This window comes from Piscinibacter sp. PDB5-1 (genome assembly GCF_056676035.1).
The window spans coordinates 1,488,138-1,513,746 of sequence record NZ_JBWVZL010000001.1 but is presented as its reverse complement, the minus strand read 5'-3'; the positions used below and the strand labels follow the sequence as shown (position 1 = coordinate 1,513,746).

27 protein-coding genes are annotated in these 25,609 nt (G+C 69.4%); 19 read left to right on the top strand and 8 right to left on the bottom strand.

What is annotated here, in order from left to right; all coding sequences use genetic code 11:
• Positions 1-3: 3 nt before the first annotated feature.
• The 3 genes from AC1KAT_RS06890 to AC1KAT_RS06880 form a co-directional block, all read right to left on the bottom strand.
• The gene (locus AC1KAT_RS06890; RefSeq protein WP_480324097.1) at positions 4-456 is read right to left on the bottom strand and encodes a Smg family protein; all 453 of its coding nucleotides are present in this window, start codon (positions 454-456) and stop codon (positions 4-6) included.
• Positions 457-533: 77 nt separating this feature from the next.
• Positions 534-1,661, bottom strand: coding sequence for a DNA-processing protein DprA (gene dprA / locus AC1KAT_RS06885; protein WP_480324323.1), 1,128 nt, complete (start codon positions 1,659-1,661; stop codon positions 534-536).
• A 50-nt stretch (positions 1,662-1,711) separates the two neighbouring features.
• On the bottom strand, positions 1,712-2,881 hold the full coding sequence (locus AC1KAT_RS06880) for a LysM peptidoglycan-binding domain-containing protein (RefSeq protein ID WP_480324095.1): 1,170 nt from the start codon (positions 2,879-2,881) through the stop codon (positions 1,712-1,714).
• Between the two features lie 279 nt (positions 2,882-3,160).
• Between AC1KAT_RS06880 and def the strand changes: the two genes are divergently transcribed.
• The 8 genes from def (at position 3,161) to pyk (ending at position 10,089) form a co-directional block, all read left to right on the top strand.
• Positions 3,161-3,670 (top strand): peptide deformylase, encoded by a 510-nt coding sequence (def, locus tag AC1KAT_RS06875; protein ID WP_480324093.1) that lies wholly within the window; start codon positions 3,161-3,163, stop codon positions 3,668-3,670.
• A 29-nt stretch (positions 3,671-3,699) separates the two neighbouring features.
• Positions 3,700-4,662, top strand: a complete 963-nt coding sequence (gene fmt / locus AC1KAT_RS06870) for a methionyl-tRNA formyltransferase (protein WP_480324091.1) — start codon at positions 3,700-3,702, stop codon at positions 4,660-4,662.
• 56 nt (positions 4,663-4,718) lie between these two features.
• Positions 4,719-5,561, top strand: a complete 843-nt coding sequence (gene htpX, locus AC1KAT_RS06865) for a zinc metalloprotease HtpX (RefSeq protein ID WP_480324089.1) — start codon at positions 4,719-4,721, stop codon at positions 5,559-5,561.
• A 101-nt stretch (positions 5,562-5,662) separates the two neighbouring features.
• Positions 5,663-6,082: a hypothetical protein gene (locus AC1KAT_RS06860; protein WP_480324087.1), complete on the top strand. Its 420-nt coding sequence runs from the start codon at positions 5,663-5,665 to the stop codon at positions 6,080-6,082.
• 64 nt (positions 6,083-6,146) lie between these two features.
• Complete coding sequence (locus AC1KAT_RS06855; RefSeq protein WP_480324085.1) at positions 6,147-6,863, top strand: AzlC family ABC transporter permease; 717 nt, start codon at positions 6,147-6,149, stop codon at positions 6,861-6,863.
• Positions 6,860-7,189, top strand: a complete 330-nt coding sequence (locus AC1KAT_RS06850; protein ID WP_480324083.1) for an AzlD domain-containing protein — start codon at positions 6,860-6,862, stop codon at positions 7,187-7,189. Before AC1KAT_RS06855 ends, AC1KAT_RS06850 begins: the two co-directional genes overlap by 4 nt.
• A 61-nt stretch (positions 7,190-7,250) precedes the next feature.
• On the top strand, positions 7,251-8,477 hold the full coding sequence (locus AC1KAT_RS06845) for a phosphoglycerate kinase (protein WP_480324081.1): 1,227 nt from the start codon (positions 7,251-7,253) through the stop codon (positions 8,475-8,477).
• Between the two features lie 181 nt (positions 8,478-8,658).
• Positions 8,659-10,089 (top strand): pyruvate kinase, encoded by a 1,431-nt coding sequence (gene pyk, locus AC1KAT_RS06840; protein WP_480324079.1) that lies wholly within the window; start codon positions 8,659-8,661, stop codon positions 10,087-10,089.
• Positions 10,090-10,123: 34 nt separating this feature from the next.
• On the opposite strand, the gene AC1KAT_RS06835 is transcribed toward pyk, so the two are convergent.
• Positions 10,124-10,876: a DUF481 domain-containing protein gene (locus AC1KAT_RS06835; protein WP_480324077.1), complete on the bottom strand. Its 753-nt coding sequence runs from the start codon at positions 10,874-10,876 to the stop codon at positions 10,124-10,126.
• Positions 10,877-11,070: 194 nt separating this feature from the next.
• On the opposite strand from AC1KAT_RS06835, the gene AC1KAT_RS06830 reads away from it, so the two are divergent.
• Positions 11,071-12,297 carry a threonine ammonia-lyase gene (locus tag AC1KAT_RS06830; protein ID WP_480324075.1) on the top strand — a complete coding sequence of 409 codons (1,227 nt, stop codon included), beginning with the start codon at positions 11,071-11,073 and terminating at the stop codon, positions 12,295-12,297.
• 21 nt (positions 12,298-12,318) lie between these two features.
• On the opposite strand, the gene AC1KAT_RS06825 is transcribed toward AC1KAT_RS06830, so the two are convergent.
• Positions 12,319-13,350 carry an ATP-binding protein gene (locus tag AC1KAT_RS06825; protein ID WP_480324073.1) on the bottom strand — a complete coding sequence of 344 codons (1,032 nt, stop codon included), beginning with the start codon at positions 13,348-13,350 and terminating at the stop codon, positions 12,319-12,321.
• A 277-nt stretch (positions 13,351-13,627) separates the two neighbouring features.
• Between AC1KAT_RS06825 and fba the strand changes: the two genes are divergently transcribed.
• From fba to AC1KAT_RS06810, 3 genes are all read left to right on the top strand, one after another.
• Positions 13,628-14,692 (top strand): class II fructose-bisphosphate aldolase, encoded by a 1,065-nt coding sequence (fba, locus tag AC1KAT_RS06820; RefSeq protein ID WP_480324071.1) that lies wholly within the window; start codon positions 13,628-13,630, stop codon positions 14,690-14,692.
• 70 nt (positions 14,693-14,762) lie between these two features.
• Positions 14,763-15,671: a phosphoribosylaminoimidazolesuccinocarboxamide synthase gene (locus tag AC1KAT_RS06815; protein WP_480324069.1), complete on the top strand. Its 909-nt coding sequence runs from the start codon at positions 14,763-14,765 to the stop codon at positions 15,669-15,671.
• A 4-nt stretch (positions 15,672-15,675) separates the two neighbouring features.
• Positions 15,676-16,797 (top strand): hypothetical protein, encoded by a 1,122-nt coding sequence (locus AC1KAT_RS06810; RefSeq protein WP_480324067.1) that lies wholly within the window; start codon positions 15,676-15,678, stop codon positions 16,795-16,797.
• A 55-nt stretch (positions 16,798-16,852) separates the two neighbouring features.
• Here AC1KAT_RS06810 and AC1KAT_RS06805 read toward each other — a convergent pair whose 3' ends face one another.
• Positions 16,853-17,797: a tetratricopeptide repeat protein gene (locus tag AC1KAT_RS06805; protein ID WP_480324065.1), complete on the bottom strand. Its 945-nt coding sequence runs from the start codon at positions 17,795-17,797 to the stop codon at positions 16,853-16,855.
• 147 nt (positions 17,798-17,944) lie between these two features.
• Here AC1KAT_RS06805 and purE point away from each other — a divergent pair, with 147 nt between their 5' ends.
• Genes purE through AC1KAT_RS06785 form a run of 4 tightly spaced genes read left to right on the top strand, consistent with a single transcriptional unit; the run spans position 17,945 to position 21,551 of the window.
• Entirely contained in the window at positions 17,945-18,409 is a 465-nt protein-coding gene (gene purE, locus AC1KAT_RS06800; protein WP_480324321.1) for a 5-(carboxyamino)imidazole ribonucleotide mutase, read from the top strand.
• Positions 18,406-19,569, top strand: coding sequence for a 5-(carboxyamino)imidazole ribonucleotide synthase (locus tag AC1KAT_RS06795; RefSeq protein WP_480324063.1), 1,164 nt, complete (start codon positions 18,406-18,408; stop codon positions 19,567-19,569). The genes purE and AC1KAT_RS06795 overlap by 4 nt, the downstream gene beginning before the upstream one ends.
• Positions 19,570-19,594: 25 nt before the next feature.
• The gene (locus AC1KAT_RS06790) at positions 19,595-20,575 is read left to right on the top strand and encodes an L-threonylcarbamoyladenylate synthase (protein WP_480324061.1); all 981 of its coding nucleotides are present in this window, start codon (positions 19,595-19,597) and stop codon (positions 20,573-20,575) included.
• Positions 20,576-20,606: 31 nt separating this feature from the next.
• A complete protein-coding gene (locus AC1KAT_RS06785) occupies positions 20,607-21,551 on the top strand; it encodes an SGNH/GDSL hydrolase family protein (protein ID WP_480324059.1) in 945 nt (314 codons plus the stop codon).
• Positions 21,552-21,569: 18 nt separating this feature from the next.
• Here the strand turns inward: AC1KAT_RS06785 and AC1KAT_RS06780 are convergent, their stop codons facing one another.
• Together AC1KAT_RS06780 and dacB are read right to left on the bottom strand one after the other, a co-directional pair.
• Complete coding sequence (locus tag AC1KAT_RS06780; protein ID WP_480324057.1) at positions 21,570-21,848, bottom strand: SemiSWEET family sugar transporter; 279 nt, start codon at positions 21,846-21,848, stop codon at positions 21,570-21,572.
• A complete protein-coding gene (gene dacB / locus AC1KAT_RS06775) occupies positions 21,845-23,311 on the bottom strand; it encodes a D-alanyl-D-alanine carboxypeptidase/D-alanyl-D-alanine endopeptidase (RefSeq protein ID WP_480324055.1) in 1,467 nt (488 codons plus the stop codon). Before dacB ends, AC1KAT_RS06780 begins: the two co-directional genes overlap by 4 nt.
• A gap of 66 nt (positions 23,312-23,377) precedes the next feature.
• On the opposite strand from dacB, the gene tsaB reads away from it, so the two are divergent.
• From tsaB to AC1KAT_RS06760, 3 genes are all read left to right on the top strand, one after another.
• Positions 23,378-24,091, top strand: coding sequence for a tRNA (adenosine(37)-N6)-threonylcarbamoyltransferase complex dimerization subunit type 1 TsaB (gene tsaB, locus AC1KAT_RS06770; protein WP_480324053.1), 714 nt, complete (start codon positions 23,378-23,380; stop codon positions 24,089-24,091).
• Positions 24,092-24,188: 97 nt separating this feature from the next.
• Positions 24,189-24,716, top strand: coding sequence for a ribosomal protein S18-alanine N-acetyltransferase (rimI, locus tag AC1KAT_RS06765; protein ID WP_480324051.1), 528 nt, complete (start codon positions 24,189-24,191; stop codon positions 24,714-24,716).
• A complete protein-coding gene (locus tag AC1KAT_RS06760) occupies positions 24,703-25,533 on the top strand; it encodes a uracil-DNA glycosylase (protein ID WP_480324049.1) in 831 nt (276 codons plus the stop codon). Before rimI ends, AC1KAT_RS06760 begins: the two co-directional genes overlap by 14 nt.
• Positions 25,534-25,609: the final 76 nt, after the last annotated feature.

Below are 25,609 nucleotides of genomic sequence, written 5' to 3'. Positions count from 1 at the left end.
CGCTTACTGGATCACGCGGTCTTCTTCGGCGACGAACAACTCGTCGAGGATCAACGCGTCGGGCTCTTCGCCGAGGCTCCAGAACACCATCAGCACGATGATCTTCAGGTCTTCGAGGTCCACCGGGCCACCGGGGATGGCAGTGGCGCGGTCCACGACCATCTCGCGCATCGGCGGGGGGAGCACGCCAGCCGATTCGAGAAAGCTGACGAAGCTGATCGAGTCGATGCCCAGGTGCTCTTGCTCAGCCGGCGAATAGACCCGCATGCTGCCCGGGCGTTGTTCACCGGCGTAGGACTCGGCGGAACTCGCCAAGCCGTCCAGCCAAGTGAGTGCTTCCTCGATCTCATCGGACTCGAATCCCACCGCCGAGAGCTTGCGCGTCAGTTGCGCGTGGTCGGGGCAGGCGTCGGGTCGCCAGTAGTTCTCGTACAGGTAGACAAGTACATCAAACATGCGAACCACTATACCCCACGGGTTCGCGGGCAGGGTGTGGAAAAGCCCCGATCCGGTGTGCGCCGCCGGCCGGATTTTCAAACGGCCGTGCGGCGCTGAAACAGCTGCCCGGGCAGGCGTGCCACGCGCCCGTCCAACTCCAGTTCGAGCAGGCGGATGTTGAGCGTGGCGGCCGATTCGCCGGTGCGAGCGACCAGCGCCTCCAAGCTCACCGGGTCATGCCCCAGGGCGTCGAGCAGGAGGGCGTGGTCGCTGGTCGAACCGGCGTCCATGTCCAGCGGCAGGGCGGTCTGGGCCGGGGGCGTGCTGCCCCAGCGCAACTCTTCGAGGATGTCCGACGCCGTTTCGACGAGCTTGGCACCTTGCTTGATCAGCGCGTGGCAGCCCTTCGATTGCGGCGCGTGGATCGAGCCCGGGATCGCGAACACCTCGCGCCCCATCTCAGCCGCGAGGCGCGCCGTGATCAGCGAGCCGGATTGCAGCGCCGCTTCGACCACCAGCGTGCCGCGCGCCAGACCGGCGATGAGGCGGTTGCGCTGTGGGAAGTTCTGCTGCAGCGGCGGCATACCAAGCGCGTACTCGCTCAGCAGCAGGCCCTCTTCGGCGATGCGGTGGGCCAGGGCCAGGTGCCGTTTGGGGTAGACGCGATCGAGCCCGGTGCCGACGATGGCGATGGTGCTGCCGGCGCCGTCGAGTGCGCCGTCGAGTGCGCCTTCGTGGGCCGCGCCGTCGATGCCCAGTGCGAGGCCTGACACGATGGTGAGGCCGGCGCGGCTCAGGTGGGCGCTGAAGGCACGCGCGTTGTCGAGGCCCTGCGGTGTCGGGTTGCGGCTGCCGACAACGGCCAGCGATGGGGCCGCCAGCAACTCGAGACGACCTTGGGCCAGAACGCTGAGCGGCGGGTCGGCCGTCTGCAACAGCGCGGCGGGGTAGTGCGGGTCACCGAGGGCGACGAAGGCGCGCTGACCGGGTGCGGTCGCGAGCCACGCGAGCGTGGTCTCGGTCAGTGCGGGCAGGCGCTCGGGCGCGTCGGCAAGCTTCTTGGCGAGGGCGCTGCTGACCACCTGCTCACGCGCGGTGGATGACGCATCGAAGACGGCCTGCGGCGAGCCGAAGGACGCCAGCAGCCGGCGCGCCGCATCGCGGTGGCCGCCGGGCAAGGATTCGCTCAGCCGCAGCCAAGCGGCGAGTTCCTCGCGGTCGATCACAGAAAGGGCGGCAGAGTGCGGGTCGCCGGGCGTTCAGCGAACGCCGGTCACGGCTGCGTGTAGCGGTCGCCGACGCGCACGGGCTCTTGCACGTTGAGGATCAGCGCATAAGACATGCGGTTGAACACGCGGAAGACGAACAGCAGGCCATGGCGCTCGTCGGGCAGCTTGAGCGTCGGCCGGTTGGCGTCGGTGCGGTCGATCACACGTTGGCCGTCGCGCCACAGCGCCAGCACGTGGCCGGTTTCGAGGCCGTCCTGGGCGCCCTTGTTCAGCGCGACGATCTGGTTCTGCCCGGCGGTGATGGCTTCGCCGTAGATCGAGACGATCTGGCCCGCGATGGGCGACTTGGGCGCGCGCGGCACATAGTTGATGAACTCGCGCGAGGGCACCGGCGCGAGGCGGTCGCCGACCATCGCCTCTTGTCGGATGCTCGTGATCGCGAAGGTGTCGGGCACCGTGTCGTTGGTGTTTGCAGCGCCGGTGCCATCGCCCCGGCGCACGAACTGCGTCGTGCCCAGGTAGGCGGCTTCGAAGCCCAGCACCTGCTTGGTGGTCGGGTCGACCAGCGGGCGCGGGTTGCGGAAGAGGCGGAAGCTGCGGTTGTTGCCCAGGTTGCCGCGCACGTAGGCGGTGTCGCCTCGCGACAGGAGCACACGACCTTCCTGGGCGGCGACGATGCGCGGGGCCGATTCGAGCTCGTTTTGCTCGTAGATCACCGCTTCGTTCAGGAAGGGCTCGATCAGGTTCAGGTCGATGGACGGGATGCCATCGGCGCTCATGTTGCTGCGGATGCGCGGCGACAGGCGCACGGTGCCGCCTGGTGTGCCTTCGAACCCTTGTGCGACCTTCAGGCGGGCGCGCCCGTCGCTCTTCTCGAGCACCAGGATCTGTCCCGGGAAGATCAAGTGCGGGTTGCGGATGTCGTCGAGGTTCATGCCCCACAGCTCGGGCCAGCGCCACGGACTCTTGAGGAACATGCCCGAGATGCGCCACAGCGTGTCGCCGCGCTTGACGGTGTAGCTGTCGGGGGCGTTGTCGGCGATTTCAGACAGTGGCACGCCCGCGGCCGACACCTGCTGCGCGGTGTCGCGCTGCTTTTCGGTGATCGGGAAGTTGACCGCGGAAGCCAATCCGGCCACACCACTCAGACCGAGTGCCAGCGCTCCAACAAGGGCCCGGCGGGGAAAGGGGGCGGTGCGGCTGCTTCGAATCATGGGACGGGGTCTCCGGGCGCGGACGCAGCACAATTGCTGCTTTGCGGTTGCGGGGCCGAAGCGCCAGACGCGGCAGAGAATCGCGGCTGCGAATCGGCGAAAATCTTCAATCGATTTCGCAGATTCTGCCCCTAAACCCTTGATATCGCAACGAAAGTGACCTGCTGATACCTTTGTGATGAAAGCCATCACAGGCGCGGGCGTTGCGTCGTGTCCACAGCCTCGGGCAATCCCGAACGGCCTTGCCGCCATGCCCGCTGTGCCCCCGAGAAATAAGTCATGTCCAAGCTGAACATTCTTTGTTATCCCGACCCTCGGCTTCATACCGTGGCCAAACCTGTGGCCGAAGTCGATGCGCGCATCCGCCAGCTCGTGGACGACATGCTCGAAACCATGTATGCCGCCGATGGCGTGGGCCTGGCCGCCACGCAGGTGGACGTGCACGAGCGGGTGATCGTCATCGACACCTCTGAAGAGCGCAACGAGCCGCGGGTACTGATCAACCCCGAGCTGGTGTTCAAGAGCGACGAGATGGCCCTGGGCGACGAAGGCTGCCTTTCGGTGCCGCAGGTGTACGACAAGGTTCAGCGGCATGCCAAAGTACGCGTTCGCTCACTCAATCGTGACGGCGAATCCTACGAGTTCGACGCCGAAGGCCTGCTCTCGAAGTGCGTCCAGCACGAGATGGACCACCTGCTGGGCAAGGTCTTCGTCGAGTACCTCAGCCCGCTCAAGCGCGACCGCATCAAGACCAAGATGGTCAAGCGCGCCCGCGAGATGCAGCGTTGAGCGCGGCAGGGCCTGCGGGCGACACCGCCATGCGCGTCGTTTTTGCAGGCACGCCCGAGTTCGCCCAGGTCGCGCTGGCCCGACTGCACGGGGCCGGATTCACCGTGCCGCTGGTGCTGACCCAGCCCGACCGCCCGGCCGGGCGCGGCATGAAGCTGCTGCCTTCGCCGGTGAAGGCGTTCGCGCTCGAAAACGGCCTGCCGGTGGCCCAGCCGCGCAGCCTGCGGCTCGACGGCAAGTACCCCGACGACGCCCAGGCCGCCCGCGAGGCGCTGCTGGCCGCGCGGCCCGACGTGATGGTGGTGGCGGCCTATGGGCTGATCCTGCCGCAATGGGTGCTGGACCTGCCGCCACGCGGCTGCCTGAACATCCACGCCTCGCTGCTGCCGCGTTGGCGCGGGGCGGCGCCGATCCACCGGGCGATCGAGGCGGGCGATGCGCGCACTGGCATCACCATCATGCAGATGGACGCCGGGTTGGACACCGGCGACATGCTGCTCGTCGAAGCGCTCGACATCGCGCCCACCGAGAGCACCGCGCAGTTGCACGACCGGCTGGCCGACCTGGGCGGGCGCCTGATCGTCGAGGCGCTGAGGTCCATCGCCCACGGCGGCCTCACCCGCACGCCACAGCCGGCCGAAGGCGTGACCTATGCGCACAAGATCGAGAAACGCGAAGCGGCCATCGACTGGGCCTTGTCTGCGGACGTGATCGAGCGCCGCATCCGCGCCTTCGACCCCTTCCCGGGCGCGACGGGCGTCATCGGCGGCGAGACGGTCAAGCTCTGGCGCGCCGAGCGGGCCGCGGCGAGCGGCGCACCGGGCCAGGTGTTGCAGGTGTCGCCCGACGGCATCGTCGTGGCTTGCGGGCAGGGCGCCTTGCGCCTCACCGAATGCCAGCGCCCGGGTGGCAAGCGCTTGCCGGTGCGGCAGTTCGCGGCTTCGGCGGCCGAGTGGCCCGGCCAGTGTTTCGAGGCGGCGCTGCGCGATTGAACTCCGCCCGCCCGGCCGCATCTGAGGCTTCGTCCAATTACCGGGGGATCGACCACATGTTCAATCTGATGAAGACGACCATCTTGATGGCGGCCATCACCGCGCTGTTCATGGCGATCGGCGCCATGCTCGGTGGCCGATCGGGGATGATGCTGGCGCTGGCCGTGGCCGTCGGCATGAATTTCTTCAGCTACTGGTTCTCGGACAAGATGGTGCTGAAGATGTACAACGCGCAAGAGGTCGATGAGTCCTCGGCGCCGCAGTTCTATCGCATGGTGCGTGAGTTGGCCGAACGCGCGCAGCTGCCGATGCCGCGCGTGTACCTGATCAACGAGAACGCGCCCAACGCGTTCGCCACCGGCCGCAACCCCGAGCATGCGGCGGTCGCGGCGACCACCGGCATCTTGCGCGTGCTCAATGAGCGCGAACTGCGCGGCGTGATGGCGCACGAGCTCGCGCACGTGAAGCACCGCGACATCTTGATCAGCACCATCAGCGCGACCATGGCCGGCGCGATCTCGATGCTGGCGAACTTCGCCATGTTCTTTGGCGGGCGCGACAGCGAAGGCCGGCCGCACAACCCCATCGTGAGCATCCTGGTGATGATCCTGGCGCCGCTGGCGGCCAGCCTGATCCAGATGGCAATCAGCCGTGCCCGCGAATTCGAGGCCGACCGCGGCGGCGCCGAAATCTCGGGCGACCCGCAGGCCCTGGCCAGCGCGCTGCAGAAGATCCAGCGCTACGCGCAAGGCGGCGTGCCGATGGAGGCCGCCGAGCGCCACCCCGAGACAGCGCAGATGATGATCATGAATCCGCTGTCGGCCGGTGGCCTGCGCGGTCTGTTCTCCACCCACCCCTCGACCGAAGAACGGGTGCAACGGCTGCTGGCGATGCGCTAACCTCTGCGGCTGTGCTGCTCACGCGGCACAGCCAACAGGCCACCTGCCTCAAGGGCAGGCGCTCACTGCCGATAACCATGCAGACACCACGCGCCCTCGCCATGCCTCGCTTTGCCCTCGTCGCCGCTGCCTTTGTCGCCTGTACCGGACTTGCCGGGTGCGACATGCTGGGCATGGAATCGGCCGACAAGGTGGCCGCCCAGCGCGACGCCGAAGGCCGCGCCATCGGTGGCGCCTGCCGCCACGCCAACCGCGCCATCGAAGACTGCTACTCGCTCAACAAGAAGGCCGACAAAGCGGCGGTCTTTGCGGGTTGGCGCGACATGAACGACTACATGCGCGAGAACAAGCTCGACCCCGTGCCCCCACAACTGGGTCCGGGCGCGGCCAAGGGCGAGAGCAAATCGGCCGAGGCCAAGTCCGACAGCAAAGCCGAGGACGACAAGGGCCTGGACAAGAGCGAGGCCGTCGTGGTGGACAAGGCCGACACCAAACCGGCGAGAAAGTCCGCCGACCAATGAGGCCCGGGCCCGCCGGGCCCTTCGCGCTGCCGCCCGCTCGCGGCGCTCCATCCACCCCCCCGCCATGCCGTCGCCGCTTCGCGCCCTGCTTCGCCACCCCGAATTTCGTCGGGGCGCGAAAGAGATGGTGTGGGTGATGCCAGGCATTTCGGCCTGGGGGCTCGTGACGGGCGTGGCGATGGTCAAGGGCGGGCTCTCGCTGCCGCTGGCGCTGTTGATGAGCTTCACCGTCTTTGCCGGCAGCGCGCAGCTGGCGGCCGTGCCGCTGATGGCCGTGGGCGCGCCGATGTGGGTGATCTGGGCCACGGCGTTTTGCGTGAACCTGCGCTTCGTGATCTTCAGCGCCCAGTGGCGGCCTTACCTCATGCACCTGCCGCGCCGCTGGCGACTGCTGTGCGGCTATTTCGCAGCCGACCTGACCTACGTGATGTTCATGAAGCGCTTTCCGCTGCCTGAACCCGAAGGGCCGCAGGCCGAGTACTTCGCGGGCGCGACCACGGCCAACTGGCTGTGCTGGCAGGTGCCGGCGCTGGCGGGCATCGTGCTCGCGGACGTGATCCCCACGCACTGGGGCCTGGGCTTTGCCGGCGTGCTGGCGTTGCTGGGCCTGACGTATTCGATGGTGCGCGACCGGGCGACCGCCTTGTCCGCGGTGGTGGCGGGCGGGGCGGCCGTGGCGGCGTTCGCACTGCCGCTGAAGCTGCACATCGTGGTGGCGATCGCCGCGGCGGTTTCGGCCGGGCTGCTGTTCGAGCGCGCCGGGCGCGGGGGCGCGCGATGAGCACCCTCGACGCCTTTCTCACCATTTGCGGCCTGGCCGTGATTTCGGTCGTGACGCGCGGCTTCTTTTTGTTCTCGGACCGCGAATGGGTGCTGCCCGGATGGGTGCAGCGGGGCCTGCGTTTTGCGCCGCTTGCAGCCCTGGCCGCCGTGGTGGCGCCCGAGGTGCTGATGAGCGAGGGCGTGCTGATCACCACTTGGCGCGACGCGCGGCTCTTCGCCGTGGCCGCCGCGACGGCCTACTACGTCTGGCGGCGCGGGCTGCTCGGCACCATCGTCACTGGCATGGCGGTGCTGGTGCCCATGAAGTTGCTGCTCGGCTGGTGAGCGGGCTCCTAGAATCGGTGGGATTTTTCCGGCTTTCCTCGACCCTCTTGCAGACCCTCCCATGAACGTCCTCCGCTTCGAAGACCTGGTGGCCCAAGGCCGCGCCAACGGCAAACGCGTGTTCATCCGCGCCGACCTCAACGTGCCGCTCGACGACGCCGGCCGCATCACCGAAGACACGCGCGTGCGCGCCTCGGTGCCCTGCATCGAGCTCGCCTTGAAGGCCGGTGCGGCGGTGATGGTCACCTCGCACCTGGGCCGCCCGACCGAAGGCGAGTTCAAGCCCGAGGACTCGCTGGCGCCGGTCGCCAAGCGCCTGGGCGAGTTGCTGGGACGCGAGGTGCCGGTGGTCGCCCACTGGACCGACGGTGTCAAGGTCGCGCCCGGCCAAGTCGTGTTGCTCGAAAACGTGCGCGTCAACAACGGCGAGAAGAAGAACAGCGAAGAACTCAGCAAGAAGATGGCCGCGCTGTGCGACATCTTCGTGCACGACGCCTTCGGCACCGCGCACCGCGCCGAGGCATCGACCTACGGCATCGCGCAGTTCGCGCCCATCGCCTGCGCCGGCCCGCTGTTGGCGGCCGAGATCGACGCCGTCACGAAGGCGCTGGCCAGCCCGAAGCGCCCGCTGGTGGCCATCGTGGCCGGCAGCAAGGTGAGCACCAAGCTGACCATCCTGAAGGCGCTGTCCGAGAAGGTCGATGGCCTGATCGTCGGCGGCGGCATCGCCAACACCTTCTTGCTGGCTGCGGGCCTGCCCATCGGCAAGTCGCTGGCCGAGCCCGACTTGGTGAACGAAGCCAAGGCCGTGATCGAGGGCATGAAGGCGCGTGGTGCGGCGGTGCCCATTCCCGAGGACGTGGTTTGCGCCGATGTCCCCGAATGGTTCGCACCCGATCGGTTCGGGGAGTTCCTGTCGAAGGCGGCGCCGGTCATCAAAGCCGTTGCGGACGTCGGTGCGAATGACATGATCCTCGACATCGGCCCCAAGACGGCTGCTCGATTGGCAACGCAACTCAAGTCGGCTGGCACCATCGTCTGGAACGGTCCCGTCGGCGTGTTCGAGCAAGACGCCTTCGCCCACGGCACCGAGACGCTGGCCCGCGCCATCGCCGAATCGAGCGCCTTCAGCATCGCCGGCGGTGGCGACACGCTCGCGGCCATCGCCAAGTACGGCATCGAGAAAGATGTCGGCTACATCTCGACCGGCGGCGGCGCCTTCCTCGAAGTGCTGGAAGGCAAGACGCTGCCGGCGTTCGAAATCCTGCAAAAGCGCGCGCAGGCTTGATCTTTTTCTGAGTTGCCTCAGGCTGTTCGGGTTTACCGTTCGGCCTGAGGTATCGAAGGCCCGTGAGGGGTTTCGATACCTCAGCCTGAACGGAACCGGTGGTGTGCGAGCGAGGGGCTCGACGCCATGAGCCGGTTCTCTCTCATCCCCTTGCTCTCGACTTCTTCCGGAGTTCGCCCCGATGCCCCGTGCCACCAAGATCGTCGCCACCCTCGGCCCCGCGTCCAGCTCTCCCGAAGTGCTGGAGCGCATGCTGCGGGCCGGCGTCGATGTCGTCCGCCTGAACTTCTCGCACGGCACCGCGCAAGACCACATCGAGCGTGCGCGGCTGGTGCGCGAGGCGGCCAAGGCGGCGGGCAAAGAGGTGGCCATCATGGCCGACCTGCAAGGCCCGAAGATCCGCGTCGGCAAGTTCGAGGGCGGCAAGATCATGCTGGAGGCCGGCAAGACCTTCGTGCTCGACGCCGCGCTGAAAGAGCTGGGCACCCCCGAGCGGGTCGGCCTTGACTACAAAGAGCTGCCGCGCGACGTGCGCCCGGGCGACACCCTGCTGCTCAACGACGGGCTGCTGAAGCTGACGGTCGAACTGGTGAAGGGCGACGAGGTGCACACCCGCGTCGTGATCGGCGGTGAGCTGTCCAACAACAAGGGCATCAACAAGGCCGGCGGCGGCCTGACCGCGCCCGCGTTGACCGCGAAGGACATGGAAGACATCAAGACCGCGATGAGCATCCAGTGCCAGTACCTCGCGGTGAGTTTTCCGAAGAGCGCAACTGACATGGAAATGGCGCGCCAGCTCGCCAACGTCGCCGGCGAACCCTGGAAGCACAAGCCCGCGCTGATTGCCAAAATCGAACGCACCGAGGCCATTCCGGTGCTCGACCAGATCTTGAAGGCCAGCGACGGCATCATGGTCGCGCGCGGCGACCTGGCCGTCGAGGTGGGCAATGCGGCGGTGCCGGCACTGCAGAAACGCATGATCAAGATGGCGCGCGAGATGGACCGCACGGTCATCACCGCGACGCAGATGATGGAGTCGATGATCGTGAACCCGGTGCCCACGCGTGCCGAGGTGAGCGACGTGGCCAACGCGGTGCTCGATGGCACCGACGCCGTGATGCTGAGCGCCGAGACGGCCGCCGGCCGCTACCCGGTCGAGACGGTCGAGATGATGGCTTCGGTGTGCGTCGAGGCCGAGAACGCCGAAGAGATCTCGCTCGATTCGAGCTTCACCAACAAGACCTTCGGCCGCATCGACCAGTCGATCGCGATGGGCGCGCTGTTCACGGCCTACCACCTGGGCTGCAAGGCCATCCTCGCGCTGACCGAGTCGGGCTCGACGGCGCTCTTCATGAGCCGCCACAAGATCCACGTGCCCATCTTCGGCCTGACCTCGCAGGTGGGCAGCCAGCGCCGCATGATGCTGTACCGCAACGTGATGCCGGTGCTGATGCCCAACTACACCGACCGCGACGAGGCCTTGAAACACGCCGAAGCGCTGCTGGTCGAGCAGGGCGTGCTCAAGCCCGGCGACACCTACGCCATCACCTGCGGCGAGCCCATGGGCTACCCGGGTGGCACCAACATGCTGAAGGTCTGCCGGGTCAACTGAGCGGTTCGCGCGCGCCGCCGCGCCTCAGTTCACTTCAGTTCAGCTTGATGACGATGCCGGTGAGGAAGGTCGCGTCGCCGCGCTTCACGCCCGAGCCCGGGTCGCTGTTGTGGCGGTAGATCAGCCCGGTCGACAGGCTCATCGACGCGGTCATCGCCACCGACAGCCCTGCGTCCAGCACCCAGCGGTACTCGCCTTTGTTTCGCAGGTCGGGATAGACCTCGACCTTCTGCCGCAGCACCGTGCTCGGTGTGAGCCGGTGGTTCGAGTTCTGGCTGATCAGCATTTCGGTGCGGCCGTACTTGGTGCGCAGTTCGTCTGACACCGTGGTCGGCGTGGCGTAGCGGTCGTTGGTGTATCCGAAGCCGAGGATGGCGTCCCAGGTGTGCTTCTCGTTGCGCACCAGGTGGCGACCGAGCCCGCCGTAGGCCGACAGCCGCGACATCAGGTTGGCGGGCTTGTCGCGCAGGGCGTCGAGCTTGCCGAAGCCGAACACGTCGCGATTCAGGTCGCGGTCGTACTGCGTGCTGCCGGCCAGGCTGGCGGCGCTGATGCCGGTGGTGTTTTCGGCATAGAAGGCGCGGCCAAGCAGCGTCCACTTGCTGTGGTCGGTGAGCTGGATGGCTTCGCCGTTCAGGCTGACGCTGCTCGACTTGGTGTTGCCGGTGACGATGGTGGTCGAGATGCCCGCGATGGCACGCATCACGCCGTCGGGCTGCACCTGGATCTGGCCCCACCCGGCCACGGGCAGCATCGACAACAACAGCAAGGCAACTACAGACCGCATCGGCAGGGGCTCCAGGGGAATTCAGGGCGGGAAGGGGGTGTGTGCGGGGCGCAAAAGGCCGCAGGCATCGCGCCCGGCAGCGGGCACTATAGAAAGTGCACCGACAACCCCGGGCCGCGTCGGACTATTGCCGAGGTGCGCGCGCAAGCGGGCGCGTGATTTTTCCGCCCCGAAACCGGCCCGCGCGTTCCAGAATGGCCGCCATGAGTGCACCTTGCCCCGTGACCTTCGCCGACATCGAAGCCGCTGCAGAACGTGTGCGCGGCGAGGTGGTCGAAACGCCGTGCTGGCCCTCGCGCACGCTGGGCGAAATCGCCGGCTGCGAGGTCTTTCTCAAGTTCGAGAACCTGCAGTTCACCGCCTCGTTCAAAGAGCGCGGCGCCTACAACAAGATCGCGCAGCTGAGCGCCGACGAGCGCGCGTGCGGCGTGCTGGCGGTGTCGGCCGGCAACCATGCGCAGGGCGTGGCGTACCACGCGCAGCGGCACGGTATTCCGGCCACCATCGTGATGCCGCGGTTCGCCTCGCCAGTGAAGGTCGAGCGCACGCGCGGCTTCGGTGCCGAAGTGCTGCTGCAGGGCGACACCTTCGACGACGCGCGGCGCATCGGCCTGCAACTGGCGCAAGAGCGCGGGCTGGTGCTGATCCACCCTTTCGACGACCCGGCGGTCATTGCCGGCCAGGGCACGGTGGGGCTGGAGATGCTGCGCCAGCGGCCCGAACTCGACACGCTGGTGGTGGCCATCGGCGGTGGCGGGCTGATCGGCGGGATCGCGCTGGCCGCGCGTGCGCTCAAGCCCGGCCTGCAGATCATCGGCGTGCAGACCGAGCGCTTCCCGGCGGCCTGGAACCTCAAGCACCACGGCGACCGCGAGACCGGCCAGGCGACGATCGCCGACGGCATCGGCGTCAAAGCGCCCGGCGTGCTGACCGCACCGCTGATCGACACGCTGGTGGACGACGTGCTGCTCGTCGCCGAAGACGAGATCGAGCAGGCCATCGTGATGCTGCTCGAGATCGAGAAAACCGTGGTCGAAGGCGCCGGCGCGGTCGGCCTCGCCGCGCTCTTGCGTCACCGCGCGCGCTTCGCGGGCCGCAAGGTCGGGCTGGTGCTGTGCGGCGGCAACATCGAGCCGCTGGTGCTGGCCGAGATCATCCAGCGCGGCATGGTCAAGTCGGGCCGGCTCGCGCGTTTGCGCTTCGACGTGCGCGATGTGCCCGGCGCGCTGGCGCAGGTCGCCACCTTGCTGGGCGAGCTGGGCGCGAACATCGAAGAGGTGCAGCACCAGCGCGCGTTCAACTCGCTGTCGGTTGAACGCGTGCAGATCGACGTGGTGGTGCACACACGCGGCGAAGAACACATCGCGCAGATCCTCGGACGCATGCGCGCCGAGGGCTACCGGGTGGACATCGCGGACTGAGTCCGGGGCCCTGGTCGCGGCTCAGCGCCCTTGCCGAACGCTCTCGACCAGTGCCGCGATCGACGCGTTCATGTTGACCGGCACGAGCTGCACCGCCGAACCTTCATGCGCCACCTGCGCCTGCACGCGGAAAAGTTCGTCTACGAAGCTGTGGCCGACATGCGTGAGGCCGTGAAAGTCCACCTCGGCGCGATCGAATTGGTGCAGGCGCGCGGCGACGCGGCGGGCCTGGGCGCGCGACTCGAGGCTGTCTTGCGCCGAGGTCATCAGGCGCAGCGGCACCACGGTGCGGTCGAATCCGGCGCTGTGTTCGCCCACGCTGTGCGAGCGCATCACCGCGTCGAGCGTGCGCGTCGTGTCGAGGGCGATGGCGGCATAGACCGAGGTGCCGGTGTGCTGCAGCGCGCGCCCCGGGCGCCAGGCGCCGGCGTCCCAGTCGCGGCGCTGGAAGGCCACGCGGTTGGCGTGCAGGTCGAACACGTCCGCCAGCCGCGAGGTGAAGAACAGGCCGCGCCCGGTGTGGCGCTCGGGCTGGCTGGTGAGCTTGCCCTTGCTGAGTTCGAGCATGGCGAGCGTCGGGTCGTCGAGCGCGAAGGCCTGGTGGATGCGCTCGAAGAGGCCGCAGCCATCGTCCGACACCAGCAACTGCACGTGCGCGGGCGTCTGCCGCACCGACACGGTGACGGCCGTGCCGCCGCTGTGGTCCACGGCGTTGTTGAGCAGCTCGCAGAAGATGTGCTGCGTGATGCGGCGCACCTCGGGCGGCAGCGCCAGGTGCGGGGCGAAGTCGCGCCGCCAGGGGATGTCTTCTTCCAGCCCGTCGAGCGCGTAGCGGCGCACCACCTGGCGCAGCATGCCGGGCTGGTAGAGCGGCTTGCGCACCGTGCCCTGGCGCGTGAGCCAGTGGGTGTCGATCAGGCGCTTCAAGGCTTTTTGCGCGGTCGCGCGCGTCACGCCCAGGTGTGCGGCCAGCGCCTCGGCCAGGTCGTGCGGGTGCTGCGCGACGGCGGGGGTGATCCATTGCGTGAGGGCGTTGAGGTCGATGCGGGCCATGCGGGGCTCCTTCCAGGTGCGCCGATCAGAGAGTCGCCAGTGTCGGCCGACGCCCCTCGCGCTTGAGCGAGAAAAGAGGGGCTTTTGCGGCCCATTCCCCAGCCGGCCCGGGCATTGCCCCCGCAGTCCGGGAGGGGCCATCGCCGGGGCGCCGAGGGGCCGCTGGCTACAATCGCTGGAGTTTTGCGCGCCTTTTGCCGGCCACCGGTGCTCATCTGCACTGCGCTCGCGCCGCCCACGCGCCCCACCGGTTTTTCACTTCCTCGGGGATAGCTCCATGCCACTCGTGTCAATGCGCCAACTGCTGGACCACGCCGCCGAGTGCGGTTACGGCATTCCGGCTTTCAACGTCAACAACCTCGAACAAGTGCAGGCCGTCATGCAGGCCGCCGATGAAGTCGGCGCCCCGGTCATCCTGCAAGCCAGCGCCGGTGCCCGCAAGTACGCCGGCGAGGCCTTCATCAAGCACCTGATCCAGGCCGCCGTCGAGGCCTACCCGCACATCCCCCTGGTCATGCACCAGGACCACGGCCAGTCGCCCGCCATCTGCCAGGGCGCCATCGACCTGGGCTTCGGCTCGGTGATGATGGACGGCTCGCTGCGTGAAGACGGCAAGACCCCGGCCGACTTCGCCTACAACGTCGATGTGACCCGCAAGGTCGTGCAGATGGCCCACAAGGTCGGTGTCACGGTCGAAGGCGAACTCGGTTGCCTGGGCAACCTCGAAACCGGCGACGCCGGTGAAGAAGACGGCATCGGCGCCGAAGGCAAGCTCGACCACAGCCAGATGCTGACCGACCCCGAAGAAGCCGCCGTCTTCGTGCGTGAAACCCAGCTCGACGCGCTGGCCATCGCCATCGGCACCAGCCACGGCGCGTACAAGTTCTCGCGCAAGCCCACGGGCGACATCCTCGCGATCTCGCGCGTCAAAGAGATCCACAAGCGCATCCCCAACACGCACCTCGTGATGCACGGCTCGTCGTCGGTGCCTCACGACCTGCTGGCGATCATCAACCAGTACGGCGGCAAGATCAAAGAGACCTACGGCGTGCCGGTCGAAGAGATCCAGGAAGCCATCAAGCACGGCGTGCGCAAGATCAACATCGACACCGACATCCGCCTTGCGATGACCGGCGCGGTGCGCAAGTTCATGGCCGAGAACCCCGAGAAGTTCGACGCCCGCGAGTGGCTCAAGCCCGCCCGCGAAGCCGCCAAGGCCATCTGCAAGCAGCGCTACGTCGAGTTCGGCTGCGAAGGCCAGGCCGGCAAGATCAAGCCGCTGACGCTGGTGCAGATCGCGCAGAAGTACCAGCAGGGCGAACTGGCCCAGCTCGTCGCCTGATCGGGCATCGCTTCTTTCCTTCGCATCCCAACCCGGCTTCGGCCGGGTTTGTCTTGAACGAGCCGGCCGCATGACGATTGCCCTTCTCGAATCCACGCTGGCCTCGCTGCCGCTTCTGGCGCGCGGCAAGGTGCGCGACAACTACGCGGTGGGCAACGACCGCATCCTCATGGTGGCGAGCGACCGGCTCAGCGCCTTCGACGTGATCATGGGCGAGCCCATCCCGGGCAAGGGCGCACTGCTCACGCAGATGGCGCTGTTCTGGTTCGCCAAGCTGCACGGCATCGTGCCCAACCACCTGACCGGCGACGAGCCGACCAGCGTGGTCACGCCGGCCGAGCGCGCGCAGGTCGAGGGCCGCTCGATGCTGGTCAAGCGGCTCAAGCCGCTGCCGGTCGAAGCCGTGGTGCGTGGTTACCTCGCGGGCAGCGGCTGGTCCGAGTACCAGGCCAGCCAGTCGGTGTGCGGCGTGAAGCTGCCCGCCGGGCTGTCGAACGCGAGCCAGCTGCCCGAACCCATCTTCACCCCGGCCACCAAGGCCGAGATGGGCGACCACGACGAGAACATCTCGTTCGATCGCATGGAAGGCATCGTCGGCCCCGACCTCGCCCGCAAGGTGCGCGAGGTGTCGATCGCGCTCTACAAGACGGCGGCCGACTTCGCGCTGACCAAGGGCATCATCATTGCCGACACCAAGTTCGAGTTCGGGCTCGACGCCGACGGCACGCTGACGCTGATGGACGAGGTGCTCACGCCCGACTCGTCGCGCTTCTGGCCGGTCGAGGGCTACGAGGCCGCGTTCAAGGCCGGCAAGAACCCGCCCAGCTACGACAAGCAGTTCGTGCGCGACTGGCTCGAACAGGCCCGCGTGAACGGCGAACCCTGGAACAAGCAGGCCCCGGCCCCGGCGCTGCCGGCCGACGTGGTGGCGAACACCGCCGCGAAGTACCGCGAAGCACTGCAACGACTGACCGGTTGATCCCATGAGCAGCTCGCGCCTCCTGACCCGCCTCGACGCTGCCATCGCCGCGGCGCAATCCCCGGTCAAGGCCGACTGCCTGCGGGCTGAGCGCGCCGGCTACCTGGCCCGCCTGGGCCGGCTCGACGAAGCCCGGCAGGTGCTCTCGTCGCTGCACATGCAGTACGCGAGCCACCCGCATGCGGTGATGAGCGCCTGGCTCGCGCTGGCCGACGGCCTGCTGAGCTACTACAGCGACATGAGCCAGATGGCGCGCGACAAGATGCGCCGCGCCTACGCGCTGAGCGGTGCCGCCCGCGAGCTGCAACTGCACGCGCTGGCGGCGGCCTGGCTGTCGCTGATGGACTTCGTGCACCACGACTTCGACGCGCTCGGCAAGCACGTCGCCGAGACGCTGCAATTCGCCGCACCCGACAACCACGCGGCACTCGGCCGCGTGACCATGCTGATCGGGCAGGTCTACCACTTCGCGGGCCGCTTCGACCTGGCCCAACCCTGGTACGTCAAGGCGCGCCAGCACGCCACCGCCGAAGGCGACGACACCACGCAGGGCGCGGTGATCCACAACATGGCCTGGCTGCATGCCAACCAGTCGCGCCACACGCTGCTGCGCGGCGCGCCCGAGTCGGGCCAGGCGATGCGGCAGGCCGCGCTGGGCGCGCAGTCGAGCCTGAACTTCGACGCCATGCTGGGCGTGACCTCGCTCGATTCGCTGGTGCCGATGCTGCGCGCGCAGGTGCTGTCACTGCAGGGCGAATGGGCGCCGGCGCTGGCGCTCTTTCAGGCGCACCTCGACGAAGCCGTCGCCCAGGGCCTGGGCCGCATGCAGGCCAACCTGCGCGCCGAGATGGCCTGGTGCCGCCTGCAGCTGGGCGAGCTTGACGCGGCCCGCAGCGACGCGCGCGCGGCCATCCAGGCGCTCGACGACGACTGCGACATCGACGACCGGGCCGCCACGCACACGCGGCTGGCCAAGCTCTACGAAGCGCTGGGCGACGACGAATCGGCGGCGCGCCACGCCAAGCAGGCCCCGCTCGACTGGGAAAAGCACGAGGCCGACCAGGCCTGGGCCATCGCGACGCTCGAAAAAGCGCTCAACGTCAAACACGACGCCAAGCCCGCCTGAGCGGCCGCCGCCCTCCCGGGCGGCAGGGTGGCGGGCCCGTCCCGCCGCCCGTGCCTCAGAACAAGGCCATGCTCAGCTTGCGCCGGTACTGATCGACCACCGGGTCGGCCGGCGCGGTGTTGATCTTGCCGGCCACTTCGAGCGCGCCCTTGGCCGGCGCCGCTTCGGCTTTCGGCGCCGGGGCGGGCTTGGTCATCAATTCGAGGATCGCCACGTAGGTCTTGCGCGCGAGTTGGTCGCCCCAGGCCTTGTCGCGCATGACGATTTCGAGCAGCTCGTCCATCGCCTGCGTGAAGCGCTGGGCGGCGAAGTGCGTCTGCGCCAGTTCGTAGCGCGCGTCGAAGTCGCGCTTGTTGGCGGCGATGGCGGCCTGAAGTTCAGCCTCGGGCCGGGCGGACGCGGCCTTCTCTGCGGCGGCCAGCCACAGGCCGGCGGCGGCCAGCCGCGCGTCGAGCAGCACCTTGCCGGCCACCGGCTCGAAGGCGCGGCGGGCGTCGTCCACGCGGTGGGCCATGAGCAGCGCGCGCAGGTAGTCGTAGCGCGCGGTGTCGTTGGCGGGGTCGATGGCGACGGCTTCTTGCAGCTTTTCGAGCGCGCTGTCGGCGTCGCCTTCGGCCAGCAGGGCCTCGGCTTCGGCCAAGTCTTCGTCGGCGGCCATCTCGTCCGCTGAGGGCACGTGCTTGTCGAGGAACTCACGCAGCTTGGCTTCGGGCAGCGCGCCGACGAAGCCGTCCACCGGCTGGCCGCCCTTGAACAGCACGCAGAACGGAATGCTGCGCACGCCGAACATCTGCGACAGCTGGCCCGAGATCTCGGGCTGCTCGTCGGCGTTGAGCTTGGCCAGCTTGAAGCGCCCGGCGTAGGCGACTTCGAGCTTTTCGAGCACCGGCGTCAGCGCCTTGCAGGGGCCGCACCACGGGGCCCAGATGTCGAGCAGCACGGGTTGCTGCATGGAGGCGCCGATCAGCTCGGTCTCGAAGTTTTGAATCGAAATGTCCATCGTCACAAGCTGCGGTTGGGCCGGGGTGTCGGGCGGGTTTCGGGGCCGGTTGCGTGGGGCGGGGCCCGGGGCCTCGCCGCCTACAATCCGCGGTCTTTCATGCACCTGGAGCGAGCCTTGAGCAGCGCCCCCGTGGTCGGCGTGGTGATGGGGTCCAGCAGTGACTGGGACACCCTGCGCCTCGCGACCGAAATTCTCGCCGAGTTCGGCGTTCCCTTCGAAGCGCGCGTGGTCTCTGCCCACCGCATGCCCGACGACATGTTCGCCTACGCCGAAAGCGCGGCCGCACGCGGCCTGAAGGCGATCATCGCCGGCGCGGGCGGCGCGGCCCACCTGCCGGGCATGCTGGCCGCCAAGACGACGGTGCCCGTGCTGGGCGTGCCGGTGGCCAGCCGCCACCTGCAAGGCGTCGATTCGCTGCACTCCATCGTGCAGATGCCCAAGGGCATCCCGGTCGCCACCTTCGCCATTGGCACGGCCGGCGCGGCCAATGCGGCGCTGTTTGCCGTGGCCATGCTGGCCAACGAGCAGCCGGCCCTGCGCGCGCAGCTCGACGCCTACCGCGCCAAGCAGACCGAGGCCGCGCGCGGCATGTCGGCAGATCTGAAATGACGCGTGGCTTCATCGCCCCCGGCGCGACCCTCGGCGTGATGGGGGGCGGCCAGCTCGGCCGCATGTTCGTGCACGCCGCGCAGCAGATGGGCTATTTCACCGCCGTGCTCGACCCCGACGCGGCCAGCCCCGCCGGCCTGGTGTCGCACCAGCACGTGAAGGCCGACTACCTGGCGGCCGACGGCCTCGCGCAACTCGCGCAGCACGCGCAGGCCATCACCACCGAGTTCGAGAACGTGCCGGCCGCCGCGCTGCGCACCCTGGCGGCAACCCGCCCGGTGGCGCCTTCGGGCGAGGCCGTGGCCGTGTGCCAGGACCGCGCCGCCGAGAAGGCGCATTTCGTGGCCTGCGGCGTGCCCTGCGCCCCGCACGCGCGCATCGAGACGCCCGCGCAACTGGCGGCGGTCGCGGCCGACCTGCTGCCCGGCATCCTGAAGACGACCCGCATGGGCTACGACGGCAAGGGCCAGGTGCGCGTGCGCACGGCGGCTGAACTGGCCGCCGCCTGGGACGACCTCCAGCGCGTGCCCTGCGTGCTCGAGAAGATGCTGCCGCTCGCCTTCGAGGTGAGCGTGATCGTCGCGCGCTCGGCCGCGGGCGAGGTGGTGCACTTTCCGCTGCAGCAGAACCTGCACCGCGACGGCATCCTGGCCGTCACGCAGGTGCCGGCGCCCGACCTCACGCCGGCCGTGCAGCAAGAGGCCATCGCCGCCGCCGAGAAGATCGCCGCGACGCTGGGGTACGTGGGCGTGCTGTGCGTCGAGTTCTTCGTGCTGGCCGATGGCCGCGTGGTCGCCAATGAGATGGCACCCCGCCCGCACAACTCGGGCCACTACACGCTCGACGCCTGCGACGTGTCGCAGTTCGACCTGCAGGTGCGTGCGCTGGTCGGCGCGCCCCTGGTCGCGCCGCGCCTGCACTCGCCGGCCGTGATGCTCAACCTGTTGGGCGACTTGTGGTTCGCATCGGGCGATGTCGCACAAGAGCCGCCCTGGGCGGCCGTGCTCGCGCTGCCCGGCGTGCACCTGCACCTGTACGGCAAGACCGAAGCGCGTCGTGGCCGCAAGATGGGCCACCTGACCGTGACCGCCGACACGCCGGCGCAAGCTCGCGAGGTGGCCTTGCGGGCAGCCGCCGTGCTGGGCCTGCCGGCGTTCTGAGTTCGTTCGCGCGAACGTATTGCCTGTGATCCTCGACAGCCACGACCCCAGCGCCCTGGCGCGAGCCGCCGACGCCCTGGCGGCCGGTGAGCTGGTGGCGATGCCCACCGAGACGGTCTACGGCCTGGGCGCTCGCGCCGACGACGACGCGGCGGTGGCGAAGATCTTCGCCGCCAAGGGCCGTCCGGCCGACCACCCGCTGATCGTGCACGTGGCCGATGCGGCCGACGCGCAGCGTTTCGCCGCGCACTGGCCCGAGGTCGCGCAGCGTCTCGTCGCGAGCTTCTGGCCCGGGCCGCTGACGGTGATCGTGCCGCGCGTCTCCGACCAGGCCGCCGCCGCCGCCGGCGGGCAGTCGAGCATCGGCCTGCGCTGCCCGGCGCACCCCGTCGCGCAGGCGCTGCTGCGTGCGGCGCGCGAGCGTGGCGTGCCGGGCGTGGCCGCGCCGAGCGCCAACCGCTTCGGCCGCATCAGCCCGACCAGCGCGGCGCACGTCGCGCAAGAGTTCGGTGACGACCTGCTGGTGCTCGATGGCGGCGCCTGCCAGGTCGGCATCGAATCGACCATCGTCGATTGCACGCGTGCGCACCCGGTGCTGCTGCGCCCTGGCGTGCTGACGCCGGCCGAGATCGAGGCCGCGGCCGGCGAGCCGCTGCGGGCACGCGACGAGGCCGCGCCGCGCGCCTCGGGCACGTTGGAGGCGCACTACGCGCCGCGCGCCAAGCTGCGGCTCTTGAGCACCCCGGCGCTGCAGGCGGCCTTCGATGTCATGGGCAACTCGGCGCCGAAGCTGGGCGTATATTCCCGCAGCGCCTTGCCGGCCCTGCCGGCGGGTGTCGTGCAACGGCGCATGCCGGCCCTCGCGGCCGATGCGGCGCACGAGTTGTTCGCGGTGCTGCGTGAACTCGACGACCAGCACCTGCCTCTGATCTGGGTCGAAGAACCGCCGCCCGGTCCCGAATGGGACGGCGTGCGCGACCGCTTGCAGCGTGCCGCCGCGTCGTGAGCGCCGCCCCCCGCCTTTCTGTGGAGTGTTGATGAATTTCCCCCGTGCTTTTCTCGGTCTCGCCCGTGCCGGCGTGATCTCCTCGGCCGCTGCGTTGCTCGCTTCGTGCGGCGGCGGCGACCAGGTCGAGCGTTTCGCCCCCGAGCGCCTCATCGTCTTCGGCGACGAGCAAGTGGCGGTCGAACCGAGCGGTGACAAGTACACCGTGAACGCGCTGGCCTCGGGCTCGGCGACCGCGCGCGATTGCGTGGCCTACCCGCTGTGGCCGCAGGTGCTGGCAAGCGCCTACGGTTTCGTGCTCGACCGTTGCAACCCCGGCAACGTGGGCACGCGCAGCCGCCTGTACGTGAACACGGGCGAGAACAACGCCGTCGACGTGCAGGCGCAGGTGGACCGCTTCCTCGCGTCGGCCGACGCCCCCTTCGGGACCAAAGACCTGGTGGTCGTGTCCGCCGGCACCAACGACATCGTCGAAGCGCTGTCGGCCCCGAACCCGGCCGCGGCGGTCGAGCAGGCCGCCACGGCGCTGGCCTTGCAGATCAACCGCATCGTCAATGCCGGGGCCAAGGTGGCCTTCAGCTCGGTGCCCAACGTCGGCTCGTCGCCCTGGGGCCGCGACGCGAGCCGCAGCGCGGCGCTGACCGAACTGACCGTGCGCTTCAACACCACGCTGCGCTCGACCGTCATCAACGATGGTCGCCGCCTCGCGCTGATCGACGCTTACGAATCGGTGCGCCAGGTGACGATCAACCCGGCGCTGCAGAGCTTCACCAACGCCACCGACGCACTGTGCGCCAGCGTGACGCTGACCGCTCCGAGTGCTCCCAGCACGACCTGCACCAACGCGGCGGCAGACCTGGTGCCGGGCGGCTCGCCGTCCACCTGGCTGTGGTCCGACAACCTGCGCCTGAGTCCCGCTGCGCACGGCCGCGTCGGCGTGCTGGCGGCCGACCGCGTGCGCAACCACCCGTTCTGAGCGGGCGCCCGCGCGGCCTCAGCGGCGCGGCGGCAGCACCAGCTTCATCACGACAATGGTCAGTGCCAGCAGCAACGTGATGCTGTTGGCGATCATCAGCGGCCACGCCCGCAGCAGCACGCCATAGGCCAGCCACAGCGCGATGCCCAGCGTGAACAGCGAGTACATGCCGAGCGAGATGCCGCTCACGTCACGCGTGCGCAGCGTCAGCCACACCTGCGGCACGAAAGCGGTCGTGGTCAGCGTCGCGGCGGCATAACCCAGCCAATCGATCCACGCCGGGGCCATGGCGCTCATTCGCCGGGCCCGGGCAGTTCGCCTTCGAGCCCGGCCCACTGCACCACCGCTTCGAGCACCGGGCGCGAGAAGCGCGCCCGCGGGTGGTTCACGATCGCGACGACCACGTAGCGCTTGCCGCTTGGGCCGAGCACGTAGCCGGCCAGCGCCATGACACCGCTGTCGGGCATCGAGCCGGTCTTGATGTGCGCGCGGCCGAGCGGCGTGTTGCGCGAGCGGCGCATGGTGCCGTCCACCCCCGTCACCGGCAGCGAACTCACCAGCTCGGGCATCGTGGGTTCGGCCCACGCCTTCAGCAGCACGCGCGCCAGCAGATCGGCGCTCATGCGCGTGGCCAGCGACAGGCCCGAGCCGTTGTCGATGACGGCGCTCTCGACCGCGCTTTCGCCGTGGTGCTGGACCAGCCACTGCCGCACCACCTCGCGCGCGCTGTCGGGCGAACCGCTGCCGCGCTGTGCCAGGCCGAGCGTGAGGAACAGGTGCTGCGCCATCACGTTGTTGCTGAACTTGTTGATGTCGCGCACCACCTCGGCCAACGCCGGTGAGGTCGCGGCAAAGAGCGGTGGCGTGCCGGGGGCCGTGCCTTCGCGCACCCGGCCGTGCAGCTTGCCGCCCATCTCGGCCCACAGGCCGGCGAGCGCGCGCTCGGTGTAGCTCTTGGGGTCGGCGTAGGCCACCGACCACGTGCGCTCACCGCAACTCGTCGAATACGCGCCGCCGACGCGCACCACGGCCGGGTCGGCGAACTCGGCCTTCAGCGCGCCGCGCCAGTCTTCGCATGTGCCATTGGTGAGCGCAACCTGCGCGTCGAGGCGCACGCCGGCGAGCGGTGGGTCCATCGTCACCAGCGCCTGCCTGCGCCCGGCATCGGGCGTGAAGGTGAGCAGGTAGGACTTGTAGTTGATCAGCAGCGCATCGGCCTGCACGTTGTAGGGCCGCAGCGCTTCGCCGTCGAACTGCCCCGGCGGCACGTCGGGCACCGTGAAGGCGCTGCGGTCGAAGACGATGTCGCCGCGGATCTCGCGCACACCGAGCTGCTGCACGCGGCGCAGCAGCGTCCACAGGCGTTCCATCACCAGCTTGGGGTCGCCGTGGCCCTTGATGATGAGGTCGCCGTCGAGCACGCCGTTGGCGAGCGTGCCCTGCAGCCACACCGGGGTGGACCAGTTGTAGGCCGGGCCCAGCAGTTCGAGCCCGGCGGCCGTGGTCACGAGCTTGGTCAGCGAGGCCGGGTTCATCGGCACCTGCGCCTGCCAGCGCAGCCGGGGGCGCGGGGCGTTCACCTCTTGCACCACGACCGCCAGCGCCTGCCGGGGCAGCTTGGCGCGGTCGAGCGCGATGTCCACCTCCAGCGGCAGCGGCGAGGCGGCCATCGCCGGCCCCTGCCATGCGGCGCTTGTCAGGGCGACCACCAGGGCGCCCATCGGCGCCCACGCGGCGCGCCAGCTTGCTTGTCGAGTCATCGCGGGATGATCGCATGCAGCCCCTCGCGCGGCCGCTGGCGAGGGCCCCGCCGGTAGACTCCCGGGATGCCCACGCTCTTGTGCTTCGACACCTCGACCGAATCGGCCAGCCTCGCGCTGACCGGCCCGGCCGGCGAGTGGACGCGCGAGATCGCCGGCGGCGCCCAAGCCTCGGCCAGCCTGGTGCCCGAGGTGCTGGCCTTGCTGGCCGACGCGGGCCTCACGCTGGCGCAAGTCGATGCCATCGGCTTCGGCCGCGGCCCGGGCGCCTTCACCGGCCTGCGCACCGCGTGCTCGGTGGCGCAGGGCCTGGCCTTCGGCGCCGGCAAGCCCGTGCTGCCGCTCGACAGCCTGATGCTGGTCGCCGAGGACGCGCGCCGGCAACTGCCGCCGGCCGAATCACTCGAACTCTGGGTGGCGATGGACGCGCGCATGGGCGAGGTCTACGCCGCGCCCTACCGCTGGCAGTCGGGCCGCTGGGCTGCGCTCGATGCGCCCCGGCTCTACGCGCCCGCCGCGCTGAACACGCGCTGGGGCGAACCCGGCTGCGTGGCTGGCTCGGCGCTCAATGCATTGACCGATGCGCTGGTCGTGCCATCGGACGCGCAGCGCGTGCCCCTGGTGCTGACCCGCGCCTCCGCGCTCGCCGCCGTCGCGCGCCAGGCCTGGGCCGACGGCGCGGCGGTCGATGCCGCCTTGGCCTTGCCGCTCTACGTGCGCGACAAGGTCGCCCAGACCACGGCCGAGCGTGCCGCGGCCCGTGCCGGGGCTGCTGCATGAGCGCGCGGGTGCAGCGGGCCGAGCGCCGGGCCGCCCCCAAGCCGGCCCGCATCCCCTTGGGGGATCGGCCGACGTCCTCGTCGGGCGAGGGGCGGTCATGAGCGCGGTGCTGCGCGACGAGCGGTTGCTGTTGCCGATGACCTCGCGGCAGCTCGATGCGGTGCTGGCCATCGAGAACGTGGCCTACGACTTTCCGTGGACGCGCGGCAACTTCATCGACTCGCTCGCGGCCAGCTACCCGGCCCGCGTGCTGTACGGCGCGCAGGGTGAACTGCTGGGTTACCTGGTCGCGATGGAAGGCGTCGAAGAACTGCACCTGCTCAACATCACCGTCGCACCTGAGGCGCAACGCCGCGGTCACGCAGTGTTCATGCTGGACGAACTGGTCGAGTTCGCGCGCGAACGCGGCGCGCGCCAGATCTGGCTCGAAGTGCGCCAGAGCAACCAGCGCGCTCGCCGCATCTACGAACGCTACGGCTTTCGCCCCGTGGGCGTACGGCGCGGTTACTACCCGGCCGACCGCGCCACGCACCCCACGGGCCGCGAAGACGCGGCGGTGATGAGCTTCGACGTGGCCCCGGCCGCAACCGCAACCCCCGACACGCGCGACCATGGCCTGGACTGAACGGCAGATCGCCATGCTCGATGCGATGGGCATCCACCTGCCCCTCGCCCGGTCGGCCGAGCCCGCCGAGGGGGTGGCGGCGAGCGCCGAACCGCCCGCGTCACCGCCCGTGTCCGTACCGGCCGCCGTGCCATCGCCGGCGAGCCGCACGCCCGCAACGGCCCCCACCGCTGCGCCCGCCGTGCCGGTGCCAATCGTCGCCCGCGACCGCATCACCGGCACCGAGCACATGGACTGGCCGGCCCTGCGCCAGGCCGTCGCCGGCTGCACCGCCTGCAAGCTGTGCGAAGGCCGCACGCAGACCGTCTTCGGCGTCGGCCACGAGCGTGCGCACTGGCTGGTCGTCGGCGAAGCGCCGGGCGAACAAGAAGACCGCCAGGGCGAGCCCTTCGTCGGCAAGTCGGGCCAGTTGCTCGACAACATGCTGCGTGCGCTCGACCTCACGCGCAGCGTGCCGGACGATGGTTCGGCCGAGGCGCACCGGCAGGTCTACATCGCCAACACCGTGAAGTGCCGGCCGCCGTTCAACCGCAACCCCGAACCGGCCGAGCTGGCGCAGTGCGAGCCCTTCCTGATCCGGCAGATCCAATTGCTGCAGCCGCGCATCATTCTGGCGATGGGGCGCTTCGCGGTGCAGAGCCTGCTGCGCAGCAACGAACCCATCGGCCGCCTGCGCGGGCGCGTGCACCGCTACGAGGGCGTGCCGCTGGTCGTGACCTACCACCCGGCCTACCTGCTGCGCAACCCGGAAGACAAGGCCCGCGCCTGGGACGACCTCTGCCTCGCGCGCGAGACGCTGGCCGCGGCCGGCGGCTGATGCCGCGCATTCCCGGGGGCCGCGCCCCAGGGGTCACCGCTATGATCCCGCGCAGCGTCGTCTGCGTCGTTTGACG